Raw genomic sequence first — 18707 nt, 5'->3', positions numbered from 1 at the left:
ATTGTCGGTGCTGCCTGCGATGCTGTGGGGCATGCGCATTGTGGTTCTGGCAGGCGGCATCGGTGGTGCCCGGTTCCTTCGTGGTCTGAAGCTGGCGGCTCCGGACGCGGACGTCACGGTCATCGGCAACACCGGGGACGACATCCACCTCTTCGGCCTGAAGGTCTGTCCCGACCTCGACACGGTGATGTACACGCTGGGCGGCGGCATCAACGAGGAGCAGGGCTGGGGACGTACGGACGAGTCGTTCAAGGTCAAGGAGGAGCTCGCGGCGTACGGGGTCGGACCCGAGTGGTTCGGGCTCGGCGACCGGGACTTCGCGACCCACATCGTCCGTACGCAGATGCTCGCGGCGGGCTTCCCGCTCAGTGCCGTCACCGAGGCGCTGTGCGAGCGGTGGCAGCCCGGGGTCCGGCTGATCCCCATGTCGGACGACCGGATCGAGACGCACGTCGCCGTCGATGTGGACGGTGAGCGCAAGGCCGTGCACTTCCAGGAGTACTGGGTGAAGCTGCGGGCCTCCGTGGACGCGCAGGCCGTCGTGCCGGTCGGCGCCGAGCAGGCGAAGCCCGCGCCCGGCGTGCTGGAAGCCATCGCCGAGGCGGACGTCGTTCTCTTCCCGCCGTCGAATCCCGTGGTGAGCGTCGGGACGATCCTGGCCGTGCCCGGGATCCGGGAGGCCATCGCCGAGGCCGGGGTGCCGGTCGTCGGGCTCTCACCGATCGTGGGCGACGCGCCGGTGCGGGGCATGGCGGACAAGGTGCTGGCCGCGGTCGGGGTCGAGTCCAACGCCGCCGCCGTCGCCGAGCACTACGGGTCGGGGCTGCTCGACGGGTGGCTCGTCGACACCGTGGACGCGGGGGTCGTGGAGCGGGTCGAGGCCGCCGGAATCCGGTGCCGGGCCGTGCCGTTGATGATGACCGACCCGGAGGTCGGGACCGCGGCAGCGGACATGGCGCGGGCCGCGCTCGCGCTCGCCGAGGAGGTGCGGGGCGCGTGACGTCGTCGCAGGCTCCGTCCTTTCACGCGTGGGCCGTCGCCGGAATTCCCGAGGTCAGGGAGGGCGACGAGCTCGCCAAGCTGATCGTCGCCGCCGAGCCCGCGCTCGCCGACGGTGACGTCCTGCTCGTCACCTCGAAGATCGTCAGCAAGGCCGAGGGGCGCATCGTGCGCGCCGACGACCGGGAGGCGGCGATCGACGCCGAGACCGTCCGGGTCGTGGCGCGCCGCGGAACGCTGCGGATCGTGGAGAACAAGCTGGGGCTCGTGATGGCCGCGGCCGGTGTCGACGCCTCCAACACCCCTGCGGGGACGGTGCTGTTGCTGCCCGAGGACCCGGACGCGTCCGCTGCCGCGATCCGGGACGGGGTGCGCGACGCGCTGGGCGTCGAGGTCGGCGTGGTGATCACCGACACCTTCGGCCGGCCCTGGCGGAACGGGCTGACGGACGTCGCCATCGGCGCCGCCGGCGTCCGCGTGCTCGACGATCTGCGCGGGGGCGTGGACGCGTACGGGAATCCGCTGAGCGCGACCGTCGTGGCGACCGCCGACGAGCTGGCCGCCGCCGGGGACCTCGTGAAGGGGAAGGCCGGGGGCCTGCCGGTCGCTGTCGTGCGCGGCCTCGGGGAGTCCCTCGTGCGCGAACAGGCCGGTTCCGCACGGGAGTTGGTGCGCGGTGCGCGCGACGACATGTTCCGGCTCGGGACCTCCGAAGCCGTACGGGAGGCCATGACGCAGCGGCGTACCGTGCGGGCGTTCACGGACGAGGCGGTGGATCCGGGCGCCGTGCGGCGGGCCGTCGCCGCCGCCGTCACCGCGCCCGCGCCGCACCACACGACGCCCTGGCGGTTCGTGCTGCTCGAGTCGGAGGCGGCTCGGGGGCGGTTGCTCGACGCCATGCGCGAGGCGTGGGTCGCCGATCTGCGGCGGGACGGGAAGAGCGAGGAGTCCATCGCGAAGCGGGTGCGACGCGGGGACGTGCTGCGCAACGCGCCGTATCTGGTGGTGCCCTGTCTGGTGATGGACGGGTCTCATACGTACGGGGACGCGCGGCGGGATGCCGCCGAGCGGGAGATGTTCGTGGTGGCCGCGGGGGCCGGGGTGCAGAACTTCCTGGTGGCGCTGGCCGGGGAGCGGCTCGGGTCGGCGTGGGTGTCCTCGACCATGTTCTGCCGGGACGTCGTGCGCGACGTACTGGAGCTTCCGGAGGGCTGGGATCCGATGGGGGCCGTCGCGGTGGGGCATGCGGCCGCGGCGCCCGCCGAGCGGCCGGCCCGGATCGTCTCGGAATTCATCGAGGTCCGGTAGCTACCACTCGGCGATGTTCACCCGGCGCATCTTCGGCTGCCTGCGCGGCGGGGCCACCCCGCTGAGCAGGATCAGGCGGGCCGCCCGGTGGCGCTGGCCCGCGTACGGGGCCAGGAGTTCCAGCATGTCCTCGTCCGTCGCGTCGCGGTTGCGGGCGAGGGCGTAGCCGATCGTGCCGGGCAGGTGCAGGTCACCGGTCGTGACCTCGTCGGGGGCGCCGTTCGTGCGCTGGATCGTCTCGGCCGAGGTCCAGGGGCCGATGCCGGGGACGAGTTCGAGGCGGGCGCGGGCCAGGGGCGGGTCCATGTGCGCCGCCTCTTCCAGGCGGCGGGCGACCTGGGCCGCCCTGATGATCGTCGAGGCACGCTTGTTGTCGACGCCCGCCCTGTGCCACTCCCAGGACGGGATGCGCGTCCAGGCGTACGGGGTCGGGGGGATCCGCATGCGCAGGTCCTGGCCGCCTGCCGGGCCCGGGGCCGGTTCGCCGTACTTGTGCAGGAGGAGGCGCCAGGCGCGGTACGCCTCGTCCGTCGTGACCTTCTGCTCCAGGATCGACGGGATCAGCGACTCCAGGACCAGGCCCGTGCGGATCAGGCGCAGGCCCGTGCGGCGGCGGGCCGATTCGGCGACCAGGCGGTGGCGGGGCGTGAAGGCGGCCGGGTCGTCCGACTCGCCGAGCAGCTCCGGGAGTTGAGCGAGGAACCAGTCGGCGCCTGGACCCCAGGCCTGGGCCTGGACGGTGCCGTCGCGTTCCTCGGTGAGGCGGAGGGTGCCGGGGCCCTCCGGGGTGCGGCTGGATCGCCAGATGCCGGTGGGGGTGGTGCGGAAGGTGGGGTCCGCGGGGCCTCGGCGCAGGGGGCCGAGGGTGAGGCCCAGGTGGAGGGGGGCGGGGGGTGTGTAGGTGCGGGTCGCGGGTGCGGGGTGCGGGATGAGGGGCGCGGCCGGGGGCACGGCTGTTTCGCCGCCGCGCACGGTGGTGCGGGTCGGTTGTGTGCGGGGGGCGTATCGGCGGCCTGCCACGGGGGTCCTCGGTCGGGGCGGGTGTGTCTTTCGAGGGTAGGGCGTCTTTTCCCCCCCCGACCCCCGACCCGCCCCTTCCCGAAAATGCCCCTCCGGGGCGGGAGGGGCTGAGGTTTCGGGGTGGAAACAGCTACTGGTCCGAGGAGAAGCGGATCGAGGCCGGGGGGATCGTGGCGTCGCACCATACGCGTACGCCCGTCTGCAGTTCGTTGTCCGCGCCCACCTCGGCGCCGTCGCCGATCACCGCTCCGGTGAGGATCGTGCGGGCGCCGATGCGGGCGCCCTTGCCGATCAGGGAGTCCGTGATCACCGCGCCGGGTTCGATCACCGCGCCGTCCAGGACCGCCGAGCCGGAGATGCGGGCGCCCTCGCCGACGCGGGCGGCGTCGCCGATCACGGTGCCGCCGGTCAGCTTGGCGTCCGGGGCGACCGTCGCCGTCGGCAGGACCAGGCGGTCGCCGCAGCGGCCGGGGACCGCGGGGGACGGGGCGCGGCCCAGGACCAGGTCGGCCGAGCCGCGGACGAAGGCCCCCGGCGTGCCGAGGTCCAGCCAGTACGTGGAGTCGACCATGCCCTGGAGGTGGGCGCCCGAGGCGAGGAGGTCGGGGAACGTCTCGCGTTCCACCGAGACCGGGCGGCCCGTCGGGATCGTGTCGATGACCGAGCGGCGGAAGACGTACGCGCCCGCGTTGATCTGGTCCGTGACGATCTCTTCCGGGGTCTGGGGCTTCTCCAGGAACGCCGTCACCCGGCCCGTGGCGTCCGTGGGGACCAGGCCGAACGCCCTCGGGTCCTCGACCCGGGAGAGGTGGAGCGAGACGTCTGCGGCAGTGCGCTCGTGCTCGCTGACCAGCGCTCTGATGTCGAGCCCGGTGAGGATGTCACCGTTGAAGATCAGGACCGGGTCGTCGGGGCCCGAGTGCAGGTGCGAGGCGACGTTGCGGATCGCGCCGCCGGTGCCGAGGGGCTCGGCCTCGGTGACGTACTCCAGGTGGAGGCCGAGACGGGAGCCGTCGCCGAAGTACGGCTCGAAGACCTCCGCCAGGTAGGACGTGGCCAGCACGATGTGGTCGACGCCCGCTGCCTTCGCGCGCGCCAGTTGGTGCGTGAGGAAGGGGACGCCGGCCGCCGGAACCATCGGTTTCGGCGTGTTCACCGTGAGTGGCCGGAGTCTGGTGCCCTTGCCGCCGACCAGGAGGATCGCTTCTGTCACCTTGTCGTCTCTGCTTCCTGCTGGGGCCGGCCGAACTGTCTTTCGGCCGGCCAGTGTATGCAGACCGTGTGGGGTGCCCGGGCCGGCCGCCGGCCTCAGCGACCCTGCAGGCGGGCCGAGCTGCTGCGTGCTTTACCGAGCTTCTTGTAGAGACGGCGTCCCGGGCATTCGGTTGCAAAGCCGTCCCGGTGGCCTGAGATCACATGCAGTCGCACGTTCTTTCCCTTGCGGTAGAGATTGCCACCGCCCGACTTGAGATATGTCGTACCGCGCGGATTTGCCCCGTACAGGCCGAGCTTCCAGGCCGTGAGCCGCGCGATCGCGTTCAGGGCGGCGGCGGGCGGGTTCGAGCCGTTGAACGAGCCCAGGACGGCGATGCCCATGCTGTTGGTGTTGAAGCCGAGGGTGTGGGCGCCCATGACCGGCTTGGCGATTCCGCCCGCCCGGCCTTCGTAGATGGTGCCGCACTTGTCCACGACGAAGTTGTAGCCGATGTCCCGCCAGCCACTGCTCTTGACGTGGTAGCGGTAGATACTGCGGATGACGGAAGGGGCTTGTGAGCAACGGTAGTTGTTGCCCGATGCGCTGTGGTGGACGAAGGCGGCCTTGACGACCTTCGTGTAGACGAAGTCGCGCTCGCGGAGCTTCTCGTTGGCGCCCCAGCCCTTGCGCGTGACGATGCGCGGGCGGGCCCCGACGTACGGGCGGGCCTTCGTCAGCGCCGCGTCGCCGCCGCGGGCCTCGATCAACTCGTCCTCGGTCGCCTTCTTGGTGAGGGCGGGGACGGCGGTGGCGCCCAGCGGGGCCAGCTCGGCGTTGACCGCGGAGGAGGCGGCGGCCTCGGCGGTCAGGGAGACGCCGCGGGGGCCGTCGGCCGGGGCGCCCTGGGCCGGCTCGTCGCCCGGGTCCACGAGTTCGAGGCGCAGGCCCCTGGGGAGGAGGGGCTCGGGGGCGGCCGCGGCGCGGGTGGCCGCGGGGGCGTCGGCCTTCACCCGTACTTCCACGCCGTCGGAGTCGCCCACCCACAGGGGGGCGGTGGAGCCGTGGACGTGTCCCGAGGCGCGCTCGGGGGTGTCCAGGTCGGGGGCGTCGTCGTTGTGGGTCTCCAGGTCCTGCCAGGCGGACCAGGTGGTGGTGGTGGTGCCGGTGGTGCGGGTGCGGACCTGGACCTGGCCGTGCAGTTCGGCGCTGAGGTCGTCCCAGACGACGCCGACGAGGGAGAAGGGGCGGACGTCGCGCTGCGGCAGGCCCTGTTCCCCGGCCGCGCCGTTGCCCGCGGCGCGGGTGGCGGCGAGGGGGGCGAGGGCGAGGGACTGGGTGGTCCCCGGGAGCGACTCCTGCACCGGGGTCGGGGCCGGCGCTGCGTGCGAGGTGGCGGGCAGGGTGAGCGGGAGGGCCAGGGCGGCCGCGCAGGTGACGCCGATCGAGGAAGCAAGGAATCCACGCATGCCCACGATCGTGGACACACCCGGAGGTTCCGGCCATCGGGGAGTGTCATATGGGTGCCCGGGGGGTGGGGTTGGGGTGAAGTCCTGGGGTGCGACGGGCGGGTGACGGGGCGTCGGGCGGGGAGGGAGACGGGGAGCCGGGCGGGGAGGGAGACGGGGAGCCGGGCGGGGAGGGAGACGGGGAGCCGGGCGGGGAGGGAGACGGGGAGCCGGGCGGGCGGGTGACGGGGCGTCGGGCGGGCGGGTCACCCGGGCCGCGTCACCTGGGCCGGGCCGCACCCGTGGCCGCGCGTAGGCTGACCCGCGTGAATTCCGCGCACCGTACCCCCGCCGCTCTGCTCCAGGCCGCTCTCGTCGCCGATCCCGGGCGGCCGCTCGTCACCTTCTACGACGACGCGACCGGGGAGCGCGTGGAGTTGTCCGTGGCGACGTTCGCGAACTGGGTGGCCAAGACCGCCAACCTCCTGCAGGGAGAGCTGAACGCCGAGCCCGGTGACCGGCTCGCGCTCCTGCTGCCCGCGCACTGGCAGAGCGCGGTGTGGCTGCTCGCCTGTTCGTCGGTGGGCGTCGTCGCCGAGGTCGGCGGCGATCCGGCCGCGGCCGATCTCGTGGTCAGCGGGCCCGAGCCCGACAACCTCGCCGCCGCCCGCGCCTGTTCCGGGGAGCGGGTCGCGCTCGCGCTGCGGCCGCTCGGCGGGCGGTTCCCGCAGCCGCCCGAGGGGTTCGTGGACTACGCGGTGGAGGTGCCCTCGCAGGGCGACCGGTTCGCCCCGTTCTCCCCCGTCGACCCGGACGAGCCCGCGCTCGTCGTCGCCGGGGAGGAGCTGACGGGCGCCGAGGTCGTCGAGCGGGCGGGCGCCGACGCGGCGGGGCTCGGTCTGACGGGCCCCGGCTCCCGGCTGCTGTCCGGGCTCGCGTACGACAGCTGGCAGGGGCTCGCCGCCGGGCTGTACGCACCACTGGCGACCGGCGGTTCCGTGGTGCTCTGCCGCCACCTCGACCAGCTCGGCGACGAGGGCCTCGCCAAGCGGATCGAGAGCGAGCGGGTCACCGCGACGGCCCGCTGAGAGCGACCCCGGGTCCCCCGTTCGGCCCCTCTCCCCCGGCCCCGCGGCGCCGCGGGGTCCATGGTCGTAGAGACGCATTCGTACGCACGCGACTGCCCTGTCTTCTGCTTCGCCATGAGATTGACATGAGGGGGACCCCACGTGACCGGCTCCACAGCCATGCCCCCGCCGCTCGGTCCGGGCGGCGGCTCCTCCCCCACCGGCGCCGGGCGCGCACGGCGGCGCGGGCGATGGCTGCGGTACTCGGCGATCGGGCTCGCGCTGCTCGTGCTGGCCGTGGGCGGGGTGGGCTGGGTGGCGTACAAGAAGCTCGACGGGAACATCAGCGAGGACGAGCGGGCCGCGCAGGAGCTCGCCCGCTATGAGAAGGAACGGCCGACGGTCCTCGTCGACGGGGCGCAGAACCTGCTGCTCATCGGGTCCGACTCGCGGGCCGGCGCCAACGGCAAGTACGGGCGCAACGACGGCACCCAGCGCTCCGACACCACGATCCTGCTGCACGTCGCGGCGGACCGGAAGAGCGCGACCGCCGTCTCGTTCCCGCGGGACCTGATGGTGGACGTGCCCGCCTGCGGCACGGCGGACGGCAGCCGCGCCGAGCCGATGTTCGCGATGTTCAACTACGCCTTCGAGGTGGGCGGTTCGGCCTGCACGATCCGTACGGTCGAGAAGATGACCGGCGTACGGATCGACCACCACATGGTCGTCGACTTCCAGGGGTTCAAGGACATGGTCGACGCCGTCGACGGCGTGGACGTGTGCCTGGACAAGCCCATCGACGACCCCGACTCGCACCTGCAGCTGACCGCGGGCGAGCACCTGCTCAACGGCGAGCAGGCCCTCGGCTACGTCCGTGCCCGCAAGACCCTCGGCAACGGCAGCGACACCGAACGGATGGACCGCCAGCAGCGGTTCCTCGGCGCACTCATCGAGAAGGTGCAGAGCAACGGGGTGCTCCTGAACCCGGCCAGGCTCTATCCGGTGCTCGACGCCGCCACGTCGTCCCTGACCACCGATCCGGGGCTCGCGTCGCTGCGCGGTCTTTACGACCTCGTGCGCGGGATGCGGGACATCCCGGCCGACCGCATCCAGTTCCTGACGGTGCCGCGGGAGTCGTACGTATACAACGCCAATCGCGACCAGCTCGTACAGCCTGCGGCCGAGCGGCTGTTCACGCGGCTTCGGCTCGACGCTCCGCTCGTCGTCTCGAAGGAGACGCCGGCCGACGTCCAGGCCGAGAGCGACGGCGCGTACGACAACGGGGACGAATCCGGCGCCTCGTACGAAGAGGACGGCGGGCAGGAGTACTACTACTCCGACGGCGACGAGGGCGAATGGGACGACGGGAAGCCCGGCGCCGACCCCTCGGCCTCCGCGACGCCCTCCCCCGCGCCCACTTTCCGGGGCAACACCGCGCGCCAGAACGGGTGCGGCTGAGGCGCCTCAACTGCCCCTGGGTAAAGCGGGAGTCATCAGCAGGCACACAGGTTCAAAGATATGGGCCGTATTGCCCGGTTGTAGGGGAGTGGAATTTGTCACCGTCGTCGCTCCACGCTGAACTGGGCGGATAGTGTGAGCGATCCGGTGCACCCGGCCATGCTTCGTCGCACGGCCTGGCACTGCTTACCGACTGACCGGGCGCCTCCTTTGAGGGGGGTGAGGCGCCGCGTGGCCCCGACGGAGGACCAGACAACCGTGGACGCGCAAGGCCGTGGGCGGGCGGAGAATGTCGACCCCGCAGACCAGTGGGTGCTCAACCCCCAGACTGGCGATTACGAACTGCGACTGAACCCTTCCGCTGGGCAGTCACCGGTGCCGGGACCGCGCCGCGCCGCACGACGCGGCGGGAACGGCAACGGCAGACGGCAGCAGCCGCAGGACGCGCCGCCACCGCAGCGCAGGCGGGGCGCCGAGCCGAAGGCCCAGGACCCGTCCGGGCCCGGGCGGCGTCGCTCGAAGGCCAAGAAGAAGAAGTCCACGGTGAAGAAGGTCCTGCTGTGGTCGTCCGGCAGCGTGGCCTTCGTGGTCCTCGTCGCCGCGGCCGGTGGGTACCTCTACTACCAGCACCTCAACGGCAACATCACGACGCAGGACGTCGTCGGCGCCAAGAACGGCTTCAGCAAGGACGAGGCGTTCAACATCCTCGTCATCGGCACCGACAAGCGCACCGGCAAGGGCAACGAGGGCTACGGCGACAAGGGCAGCGTCGGTCACGCCGACACGAACATCCTGCTGCACGTCTCCAAGGACCGTTCGAACGCGACCGCGCTCAGCATTCCGCGCGACCTCATCGTGGACGTACCGGACTGCCAGGTGAAGGAGGACGACGGCACGCTCAAGACGATCCCGGGCACGTCGAACGTCCGCTTCAACACCAGCCTCGGGCAGGACGGGCGCGACGCCGGCTGCACCATGAAGACCGTCCAGTCCATCACGGGCGTCATGCCCGACCACTTCATGATGGCCGACTTCAACGCGGTGAAGACGCTGACCAGCGCGGTCAACGGCGTCGAGGTGTGTGTCGCCAAGGACGTCAACGACCCGGACTCGCACCTCAAGCTCGACGCGGGCAAGCACACCCTGGAAGGCGAGGACGCGCTCGCGTTCCTGCGTACGCGGCACAGCTTCGGCAACCAGGGCGACCTGGACCGCATCAAGGCGCAGCAGGACTTCCTCGGTTCGCTGGCGCGCAAGATGAGCTCCGGCGACACCATCACGAACCCGGTCAAGCTGACGAAGCTCGCCGAGGCCGCGACCAAGGCGCTCACGGTCGACAAGGGCATAGGGAGTCTGAACAAGCTCAAGGACGTCGCCCTCGAGATCAAGCAGGTCCCGACGAAGAACCTGACGTTCGTGACCGTGCCGGTGCTCGACAACCCGGCCGACGGCAAGATCCACAAGACCGTCATCGTCGACGAGACGAACGCGCCCCCGGTCTTCGAGGCCATCAAGGGCGACATCTCCCTGACGGAGACGAAGAAGAAGCAGAAGGCGGCCGCGGACGCGAAGCTCAAGGGCACCAAGTCCGCCGCGTCCGACGTGCGCGTCGACATCTACAACGGCAGCGAGAAGCCGGGCGCCGCGCAGGCAACCCTGACCTGGCTGCAGACCAGCGAAGGGGTCACCAAGTCCAGCCAGATGGGCAACAAGAAGCCCTCGCTGACGAAGACGTCCCTGGAGTACTCGCCCGACCAGGCCGACCAGGCCCGGCGGCTCGCCGCCATCATGGGGCTGCCCGGTTCGGCCCTGAAGGAGGGCAAGAGCGAGAAGAACGACCAGGGGTTGCCGGCGATGATCCTCGTCATCGGCAAGGACTACAAGGGCGCGGGGGTGCCCTTGAGCGGCGGTACGGCGAAGGTGAACGCGCCTCAGAAGACCGCTGACAAGACTGTGTGTTCCAAGTGACCAACCTCGGCCGCCCTTTGACTGTCTAACCAAGCGACAGCAGGGCGGCCGAGCCATGGTCGAGGGCGGGGAGGGTGGGGCAGGACATGGGGCGAAGCGGTGTGCGCGGGGAGCGCTCACGGCCGGACAGCACCGGTGAATCGACGGCTCGGGCCGGTGAGTTGGGCTGGGACGAGAGCCTGTACGGGGACGCGCCCCCGGGTGAGGAGACCGATCCCGGTGAGCGGCGCCCTCCGGGCCACCGGCGCAAAGGCGCGCGGCCGCGGCGGCGCAGAGGCCGAATACTGGGCTGGATCGCGGGAGTTCTCGCGATCCTCGTGCTGGGTACGGCCGGCGCCGGCTACCTCTACTACGAGCATCTGAACAGCAAGATCAAGACGGACAAGCTCAATCTGGGCGAGCACCGGGCCCCCAAGGCGAAGCCGAACGCGGCGGGCCAGACCCCGCTGAACGTCCTGCTGATCGGCTCCGACAGCCGGAACACCGCGGAGAACCTGAAGCTCGGCGGGCACAAGGCGAGCGTGGGCGCACCCCCGCTGGCCGATGTGCAGATGCTGCTCCACGTCTCGGCGGACCGCACCAACATGTCGGTGGTGAGCCTGCCCCGCGACACCCTGCTCGACCAGCCCAAGTGCACCGATCCGAAGACGGGTCACGTGTACCCGGCGGAGACCCGGCACATCGCGAACGATTCGCTGGCCCGTGGCGGCCCCGGCTGCACGGTCGCCATGTGGGAGTCGTTCACCGGCATCCACATCGACCACTTCATGATGATCGACTTCGCGGGTGTGGTGTCGATGGCCGACGCGATCGGCGGCGTACCGGTCTGCGTCGACAAGAACGTCAAGTCCCGCAGCAGCAACGGCGAGGGCTCGGGCCTGAAGCTGCGCAAGGGCACGACGTACGTCAAGGGCGAGCAGGCCCTGCAGTGGCTGCGGACCCGGCACGGTTTCGTGGGCGGCACCGACATCGCCCGCGCCAAGGCACAGCACATGTACATGAGCGCGATGGTGCGTGAGATGCGCAAGAACGCGACGATCACCAACCCCGGCAAGCTGCGCACGCTCGCGGAGAAGGCGATCGACGCGCTCAAGGTCGACGACGACCTGGACACCATCAAGAAGCTGTACGACCTGAGCAACGAGCTGAAGAAGCCGGAGCCCAAGCGCATCACGATGACGACCATGCCGTTCTACTACGTGGGCGACCGTGTCGCGCCGAAGGAGACGCCCACGAAGATGCTGTTCCAGCTCATCCGGGACGACGTACCGCTGGACGGCAAGGACAAGAAGAAGGTCGACGAGGCCGCCAAGCTGTCCAACGATCCGCCCGCGGCCGACGACAAGATCGCGGTGCAGGTGCAGAACGGCACGCGGACGGCGACGACCCCCGCGACGCCCGGGCGGGCCTCCGCCGTGACGCAGCTCGTGATCGGCAAGGGCTTCACCCAGGCCAAGGCGGACCAGTCGCAGACCCTCGCCGAGGACAGCACGCTCGTCCGCTATCCGTCGGCCGACCTGGAGGGCGACGCACAGCGGGTCGCCAAGTCCCTCGGGATTCCGCTCAGTTCGGTGAAGAAGTCGACGGACGTGTCCGGGGTGACGCTGGTCGTCGGCGCCGACTGGACGACGGGCACGGTCTACAAGAAGCCCAAGGCCGACGCCAAGGACGCGCTGGACAAGAACGAGACGGTGAACGGTGCGGAGGGCGGCTGCATGCCGGTGGACCCGTACTACACCTGGTAGTACGCGCTCATACGCTTGCGGGGCGCGGGAGGTGAACTCCCGCGCCCCGCAAGCAAGTTGAAGACGTCAGTTGGCCGCGGTCTCCGGGTTGCGCACGGCCGGGCGGCGCGACGCGATGACCCGCTTCGCCAGCGACTTCGGGCTCGTCAAGAAGCCCCAGCCCCACGACATGTGCATCGTGGCGAGGGCGACGGGGATCTGCGCGCGGGCCTTCAGCGGCAGTCCCTTGCCCGCCGGGACCGAGCCCGCGGCGATGGCCGCCAGGTAGCCGGCCGGGATCACGAAGCCCCACGGGGTGAGCGCCGCGCCCACGACGACGCCCGCCGCGATCGCGACGACGGCGGTCGGCGGGGCGAGGTAGCGCAAGTTGATCGAGCCCGAGTGGTAGCGGGCGACGACGTGGCGCCAGCGGCCGTAGTCCTTGTACTGCTTGGCCAGGGCCTTGACGGACGGGCGCGGGCGGTACGAGACCAGCAGGTCGGGCGAGAACCAGATCAGGCCGCCGGCCTCGCGGATGCGGAAGTTCAGCTCCCAGTCCTGGGCACGGATGAACTCCTCGTTGTAACCGTTCTGCTGCTCCAGGGCCTCGCGGCGGAAGACGCCGAGGTAGACCGTGTCGGCCTGCTGCGCCTCGCCGCCGGTGTGGAAGGCCGCGTTGCCCACGCCGATCTTGGAGGTCATCGCGGCGGCGACGGCCTTCTCCCAGTCGTTCGTGCCCTGGGCGTGCATGATGCCGCCGACGTTCATCGCGCCGGTCTCCTCGAGGAGGCGCACGGCGGTCGCGATGTAGCCGGGCGAGAGCGCGGCGTGGCCGTCGACGCGGACGACGATCGGGTGCCGGGAGGCCTTGATCGCGGCGTTCAGCGCGGCGGGGGTGCGGCCCGTCGGGTTCGGCACCGTGTGCACCTGGGGGTGGTCCGCCACGAGCTTCGCGGCGATCTCGTCCGTACGGTCCGCGGACGGGCCGAGCGCGAGCACGACCTCCATCTCGCCGCCGTACTCCTGCGCCAGGATCGCCTCGACGGCCTCACGCAGATGCCGCTCCTCGTTGAGGATGGGCATGATCACGGATACGGCCGGAAGCTGCATGTCAGTGTTGACGGTCGCGTTCATCAGGCGTCACGTTACCGCTAATGGGGGACACGGGCGCGCGCCGCCCGCCTCGCTGCCCCGGGCTGGAGATCGTATCGGCCTACGGTGCTGACGATCCCCTGCCCACCTTCGCGGAGGTGTCCCACGTGCCCACACCGCCCAGGTCCCCCGCCCGTCCGCAGCGTCCCCCGAGGCCCGGGCAGAGCCGGTCCGCCGCCCCGCTGCGCAGGAGGAAGCCCCGGTGGGCCATGCGGGTCGCGACCACGTTCTCGGTGACCGTGCTCGCCGCGGCCGGCATCGGGCACGCGCTCGTCACCGGCATCGACTCGGGCATCGACCGGATCGACCCCTTCAAGGACATGAAGAACCGGCCGGCCGCGGGGCACGGCATGAACGTCCTCCTCGTCGGCACCGACGGCCGCGACAAGATCAGCGAGGAGGAGCGGCAGAAGTACCGGCTCGGCGGGGCGCCCTGCCACTGCACGGACACGATCATGATCGTGCACATCTCGGAGGACCACGAGCGCGCCTCCGTCGTCTCCCTGCCGCGCGACTCCTACGCGATGATGCCGGCGCACACCGACCAGAACAGCGGCGACGAGCACCACGCGCACCCCGTGAAGATCAACGCGGCGTACGCGGAGGGCGGGCCGCAGCTGACCGTGCGTACGGTCGAGAACATGACCAAGGTGAAGATCGACCACTACCTGGAGGTCGACTTCACCAGCTTCATGAAGACCGTGGACGAGCTCGGCGGGGTCGAGGTGTGCACGGCGCGGCCGCTCAAGGACTCGTACACCGGGCTCGACCTGGGCGTCGGCACGCACGAGCTGGACGGCGGCGAGGCCCTGCAGTACGTGCGGTCCCGGCACACCGACGGGGCCGGTGACCTGGGGCGGATGCAGCGCCAGCAGCGGTTCCTGGCGTCGCTGATCTCGAAGACGACGTCGTCCGGGGTGCTGCTGAATCCGGTCCGCTTCCGCAACGTCGCCCGTACGCTGCTCAGCTCGGTCCGCGCGGACAAGGGGTTCGGGGCGGACGAGATGGTCGAGCTTGCGCGGGCCATGCGCAGCTTCGGGCCGTCGTCGTCGGAGTTCACGACCGTGCCGATCGGGAACATCAGCTTCCCGGTCAAGGGCATCGGCTCCACCGTGAAGTGGGACGAGAAGAAGTCCGCGAAGCTGTTCCAGGCGCTGCGGGACGACGAGCCGCTGGCTCCGCACCGGGCCCGGAAGAAGGCGACCGTGGTGGACGTCTCGCCGCAGCAGATCCGGGTGCAGGTGGAGAACGGGACGGTGACCTCGGGGCTGGGGCGGAAGGTCGACGCGGCGCTGCGCGGGACGGGGTTCCGGACCACGAAGGCGCCGGTCACTTCGGGTGACCGGCACGTGAAGCGGACCGTCGTTCTTTACGACCCGCGCTGGGACCGCTCCGCGAAGTCCCTGGCCACGGCGCTGCCCGGGGCGCAGCTGAAGGCCGTGAAGGGGCAGGGGGCCGTGCTGAAGGTGGTGGCCGGTGGGGATTACAAGGGGGTTCGGGCGGTGCGGGCCGAGGATGCGTACCAGGGTGAATTCGGGGCGGTGACCGGGGACCAGGTGGTGTGTCCCTGACGTCCTGAAGCGCGCTGGAGCGCGGGTCACGGGGCTCTGCCCCGGACCCCGCTCCTCAATCGCCGGAGGGGCTTGTTCTTGCCCTCAGTTCCTTGATCGCCCGGCGGCGGGCCAAGCGGTGCTGGCGGCGGATCTGGGCCTCCTGGTAGCGGCGCCGGTCGCGGTCGGTCTCCGGGATCACGGGCGGGACCGCCCTCGGCTTGCCGTCCGCGTCGACCGCCGCGAAGACCAGGTAGGCCGAGCCGACCTGCTGGGCCGGGGTCGATTCGTTCCAGCGCTCCGCGAGGACCCGGACGCCGACCTCCATCGAGGTGCGGCCCGTCCAGTTGACCTGGGCCTTCACATGGACCAGGTCGCCGACGCGGACCGGTTCGAGGAACGCCATCTCGTCCATGGAGGCCGTCACCGCGGGCCCGCCGGAGTGCCGGCCGGCCACCGCGCCCGCCGCGTCGTCGACCAGCTTCATGATCACGCCGCCGTGCACGGTGCCGAGGAGATTGGTGTCGTTGTGCGTCATGATGTGCGACAACGTCGTGCGGGAAGCGGCGGTCGGCTTGCCCGGAATATCGGACTCCGCGCCGTGGGCCTGGTCTGTCATGGCTCCCACCCTATGCGCGTACCGTTTGTGTCAGCTCTGCAACAGCCCTGGCCCGATTTCCCACCCGGCCTTGTGAGGCACACACTCGCACCCTGCACACTGGCCCAATGAACGATTGGCCCGAGGGGCGCAGCGACAGGCAGAGCGGCGGCGGCAACCGCGGCGGCTACGGCCGTGGCAGCGGCAGCGCGCGCCCCGAGGGTGCCCGTGTCATGCGGCACGTGCAGCGCCCCGTCCCCCAGCAGCCGCCGTCCCCGTACGACAACGGGAACGGTCAGGGTGACGTGTTCGACGACCTGTACCGTCCCGAGGGCGGCCCGCAGGCCGGTCAGCAGTCGTACGACGGCGGCCATGACAACGGCTACGACAGCGGGTACAACACCGGACAGGTCTACGGCCAGCCCAGCCGCGCCACCCGCCCCCCGGGCGGCAACGGCGGGGGCGACGGTTACGGTGCGCCGCCGACCGGGCGTCCCGCGAAGCCCGCGCCGAACTGGCGCAAGCGCATCAAGTGGACCGCGATCACCCTTGTCACCGTGCTCGTGGTGACGAGCGTCGCGACGTACTTCTGGGCCGACTCCAAGCTGCACCGGGACGTCGACCTGTCCAAGGTGATCGACCGGCCCGACGGGGGCGACGGCACGAACTACCTGATCGTCGGCACCGACAGCCGCGAGGGCATGTCCGCCGAGGAGAAGAAGAAGCTGCACACCGGCTCCGCCGAGGGCAAGCGCACGGACACGATGATGATCCTGCACGTCGGTGACAACGGGGACACCCTCGTCTCGCTGCCGCGTGACTCGAACGTCACGATCCCGAGCTTCAAGGGCGCCGAGTCCGGCAAGCTCTACCCGGCCACGGGCCGCCAGACGAAGCTGAACGCCGCGTACGCGGAGGACGGCCCCGAGCTCCTTGTACGCACCGTCGAGGCCAACACGGGCCTGCGCATCGACCACTACGCGGAGATCGGCTTCGCCGGGTTCGCCAACATCGTCGACTCGGTCGGCGGTGTGGAGATGAACCTGAAGGACGGCTTCAAGGACAAGTGGTCAGGGGCCGACTTCAAGGCGGGCAAGCAGACGCTGAACGGTCAGCAGGCGCTCGCCTTCGTCCGTACGCGGCACGCGTTCGCCGCGTCCGACCTGCAGCGCACCAAGAACCAGCAGGCGTTCCTCGCGGCCCTCGCCCACAAGGTGGCGTCCCCGTCGACGATCATGAACCCGTTCAAGCTGTACCCGACGCTGGGTGCGGGCCTGGACTCGCTTGTCGTCGACAAGGACATGAGCCTGTGGAACCTGGCGTCGATGTTCATGGCGATGAAGTCCGTCTCCGGCGGTGACGGCAAGTCCATGAACATGCCGGTCAGCGGTAGCTCCGGCGGCAACCTGCTGTGGGACAAGGCCAAGGTGAAGCAACTCGTCGACCAGTTCAACGCGGACGAGAAGGTGACGGTCACCAGCGACTGACGCCGACTGGCGCTGCCTCGCGCACACAAGAGGGCGGGTCCGGTTCATCCGGATCCGCCCTCCTTTTGTGTTGCGCATATTGCAAGCACGTGGCGAAGGCTGCGCGAACCCTTGACGGACACCTCGCGGACTTATTTTCTTTCCGCACACAACTAGGAGGTGACCGTGATCCGCCCCGTTCCCCGCGCTCTCGCCCTGACCCTCGGCGTGCTCGCCGGTGCCGCTCAACTGGTCCTCGCCACACCGGCGTCCGCCGCCTCCAGCACGTACTACGTCGACTGTTCCGCCGCGACGAACGGCTCCGGCACCCAGGCGTCCCCGCTCAACTCGATGCCCGCCGCGAACGCCGTCGCGCTCACGGCCGGTGACTCGGTCCTGTTCAAGCGCGGCACCACCTGCGAGGGGCAGCTCTACGCGCACTACTCGGGGACGGTGAACTCCCCCGTCACGTACGGGAGTTACGGGACCGGGGCCGCCGCCCACATCGACGCCAACGGCAACTACGCGGCCGTCTGGCTGAAGAACGCCTCGTACGTCACCGTGCAGGACCTGGAGCTGACCGCACCCGGCGACAACACCACCGCCCGGCGCGGCGTCTGGGCCCAGGCCGTCGACTCCGGGGACCTGACCGGGGTCACGCTCCAGCGCCTGGACATCCACGACGTGCGCGGGGTGCTGCCCGCGAAGACCGGCGGGAGCGCGGCGAGCGGCAAGTACGCGGGCGCCTCCGGCGGGATCGTGGTCGAGGGCCTCGGCACCACAACCCCCTCCGCCTTCAAGGGACTTCGGATCGCCGACAACACCATCCACACCGTGGACCGGGCCGGGATCTACTTCTGGTCCAACTGGTGCCGGCGGGCGGACCTGGTCGGCTTCTGGACGTCGCTGTGCACCGCCGCCTGGCACCCGCACTCCGGCACCGTCGTCGAGGACAACACCCTCACCGACATCGGCGGCGACGGCCTCGTCGTCAAGACGAGCAGCGACGTGCTCGTCCAGCGCAACGACCTCGACGGGTTCAACGAGCGCGCCGGATCCGTCAACGCCGGGATGTGGACGGCCAACAGCGACTACGTCACCTTCCAGTACAACCGCTCCGCGCACGGCAACACCACGGCGGACGGCCAGGGTTACGACGTCGACCACTCCACCAACCACGTCACGTTCCAGTACAACGTCAGCCACGACAACGACGGCGGCTTCTTCCTGCTGTGCCCCTACGGCGCCGATGTGCCGGGCCAGTCCAAGGACTTCGTGATCCGCTACAACCTGTCGGTCAACGACCACGCCCGTACGTTCCAGGTGTGCGGCGGCGGGCTCGTGCGCGGACAGATCTACGACAACACGATCCAGCTGCCCGACGACGCGAACCACCTGATCGTCACCGAGGGTGCCACGAAGGACGGCGCGCTGGACGTCGCGTTCACCAACAACCTTGTGCGCGGGGCGAGTTCGTCGACCTCTGCGCTGTGGACGCTCAACGACTCGGCCTTCCGCATCGATCACAACCTGATCAGCGGCGCCCCGGTCCCGCCCACGGCCACCGCCACCGTCACCGCGGCGCCGCTGCTCGCCGCGCCCTCCACCACGTCGTCCGACCCCGACGACTTCACGCTGCTCGCCGGCTCCCCCGCTCTCGGCGCCGGTACCGCGATCGCCGGCAACGGCGGCCGCGACTTCTTCGGGACCGCTCCCGCCTCCCCGCCGTCCATCGGCTTCCACGAAGGAAACTGAGA

General features: G+C 70.7%; 14 protein-coding genes. 9 read left to right on the top strand and 5 right to left on the bottom strand.

Annotated features, from left to right (window positions below):
* Positions 1-31: 31 nt before the first annotated feature.
* Positions 32-1000: a 2-phospho-L-lactate transferase gene (gene cofD / locus ACIBUY_RS41560; RefSeq protein WP_365580017.1), complete on the top strand. Its 969-nt coding sequence runs from the start codon at positions 32-34 to the stop codon at positions 998-1000.
* The gene (locus ACIBUY_RS41555; RefSeq protein WP_399155457.1) at positions 997-2307 is read left to right on the top strand and encodes a coenzyme F420-0:L-glutamate ligase; all 1311 of its coding nucleotides are present in this window, start codon (positions 997-999) and stop codon (positions 2305-2307) included. The genes cofD and ACIBUY_RS41555 overlap by 4 nt, the downstream gene beginning before the upstream one ends.
* Here ACIBUY_RS41555 and ACIBUY_RS41550 read toward each other — a convergent pair whose 3' ends face one another.
* The 3 genes from ACIBUY_RS41550 to ACIBUY_RS41540 all read right to left on the bottom strand — a co-directional run bounded on the left by ACIBUY_RS41550 (position 2308) and on the right by ACIBUY_RS41540 (position 5988).
* Positions 2308-3327, bottom strand: coding sequence for a DNA-3-methyladenine glycosylase 2 family protein (locus ACIBUY_RS41550; protein ID WP_365580012.1), 1020 nt, complete (start codon positions 3325-3327; stop codon positions 2308-2310).
* A gap of 130 nt (positions 3328-3457) precedes the next feature.
* Positions 3458-4540 (bottom strand): sugar phosphate nucleotidyltransferase, encoded by a 1083-nt coding sequence (locus ACIBUY_RS41545; RefSeq protein WP_399155456.1) that lies wholly within the window; start codon positions 4538-4540, stop codon positions 3458-3460.
* Positions 4541-4635: 95 nt separating this feature from the next.
* The gene (locus tag ACIBUY_RS41540; protein ID WP_399155455.1) at positions 4636-5988 is read right to left on the bottom strand and encodes a peptidoglycan recognition protein; all 1353 of its coding nucleotides are present in this window, start codon (positions 5986-5988) and stop codon (positions 4636-4638) included.
* 305 nt (positions 5989-6293) lie between these two features.
* On the opposite strand from ACIBUY_RS41540, the gene ACIBUY_RS41535 reads away from it, so the two are divergent.
* The 4 genes from ACIBUY_RS41535 (at position 6294) to ACIBUY_RS41520 (ending at position 12205) form a co-directional block, all read left to right on the top strand.
* Positions 6294-7055 carry a TIGR03089 family protein gene (locus tag ACIBUY_RS41535; protein ID WP_365566442.1) on the top strand — a complete coding sequence of 254 codons (762 nt, stop codon included), beginning with the start codon at positions 6294-6296 and terminating at the stop codon, positions 7053-7055.
* 159 nt (positions 7056-7214) lie between these two features.
* The gene (locus ACIBUY_RS41530; protein ID WP_365566452.1) at positions 7215-8492 is read left to right on the top strand and encodes an LCP family protein; all 1278 of its coding nucleotides are present in this window, start codon (positions 7215-7217) and stop codon (positions 8490-8492) included.
* Positions 8493-8750: 258 nt separating this feature from the next.
* Positions 8751-10460, top strand: coding sequence for an LCP family protein (locus ACIBUY_RS41525; protein ID WP_399155454.1), 1710 nt, complete (start codon positions 8751-8753; stop codon positions 10458-10460).
* Between the two features lie 86 nt (positions 10461-10546).
* Positions 10547-12205 (top strand): LCP family protein, encoded by a 1659-nt coding sequence (locus ACIBUY_RS41520; RefSeq protein WP_365566440.1) that lies wholly within the window; start codon positions 10547-10549, stop codon positions 12203-12205.
* A gap of 66 nt (positions 12206-12271) precedes the next feature.
* On the opposite strand, the gene ACIBUY_RS41515 is transcribed toward ACIBUY_RS41520, so the two are convergent.
* Entirely contained in the window at positions 12272-13318 is a 1047-nt protein-coding gene (locus ACIBUY_RS41515; protein WP_399155453.1) for a glycosyltransferase family 2 protein, read from the bottom strand.
* A 227-nt stretch (positions 13319-13545) separates the two neighbouring features.
* On the opposite strand from ACIBUY_RS41515, the gene ACIBUY_RS41510 reads away from it, so the two are divergent.
* A complete protein-coding gene (locus ACIBUY_RS41510) occupies positions 13546-14907 on the top strand; it encodes an LCP family protein (RefSeq protein WP_365566438.1) in 1362 nt (453 codons plus the stop codon).
* A gap of 55 nt (positions 14908-14962) precedes the next feature.
* Here the strand turns inward: ACIBUY_RS41510 and ACIBUY_RS41505 are convergent, their stop codons facing one another.
* Entirely contained in the window at positions 14963-15505 is a 543-nt protein-coding gene (locus ACIBUY_RS41505; protein ID WP_365566437.1) for an acyl-CoA thioesterase, read from the bottom strand.
* Positions 15506-15612: 107 nt separating this feature from the next.
* Between ACIBUY_RS41505 and ACIBUY_RS41500 the strand changes: the two genes are divergently transcribed.
* Both ACIBUY_RS41500 and ACIBUY_RS41495 read left to right on the top strand, forming a co-directional pair.
* Complete coding sequence (locus tag ACIBUY_RS41500) at positions 15613-16971, top strand: LCP family protein (RefSeq protein ID WP_399155452.1); 1359 nt, start codon at positions 15613-15615, stop codon at positions 16969-16971.
* A gap of 165 nt (positions 16972-17136) precedes the next feature.
* Positions 17137-18705 (top strand): right-handed parallel beta-helix repeat-containing protein, encoded by a 1569-nt coding sequence (locus tag ACIBUY_RS41495; protein WP_399155451.1) that lies wholly within the window; start codon positions 17137-17139, stop codon positions 18703-18705.
* The last annotated feature ends 2 nt before the right edge of the window (positions 18706-18707 follow it).

This window comes from Streptomyces sp. NPDC050085 (assembly GCF_044460595.1).
GTDB lineage: Bacteria > Actinomycetota > Actinomycetes > Streptomycetales > Streptomycetaceae > Streptomyces.
The sequence above is the reverse complement of the archived record's forward strand: the minus strand, read 5'-3'. Positions and strand labels throughout refer to the sequence as shown.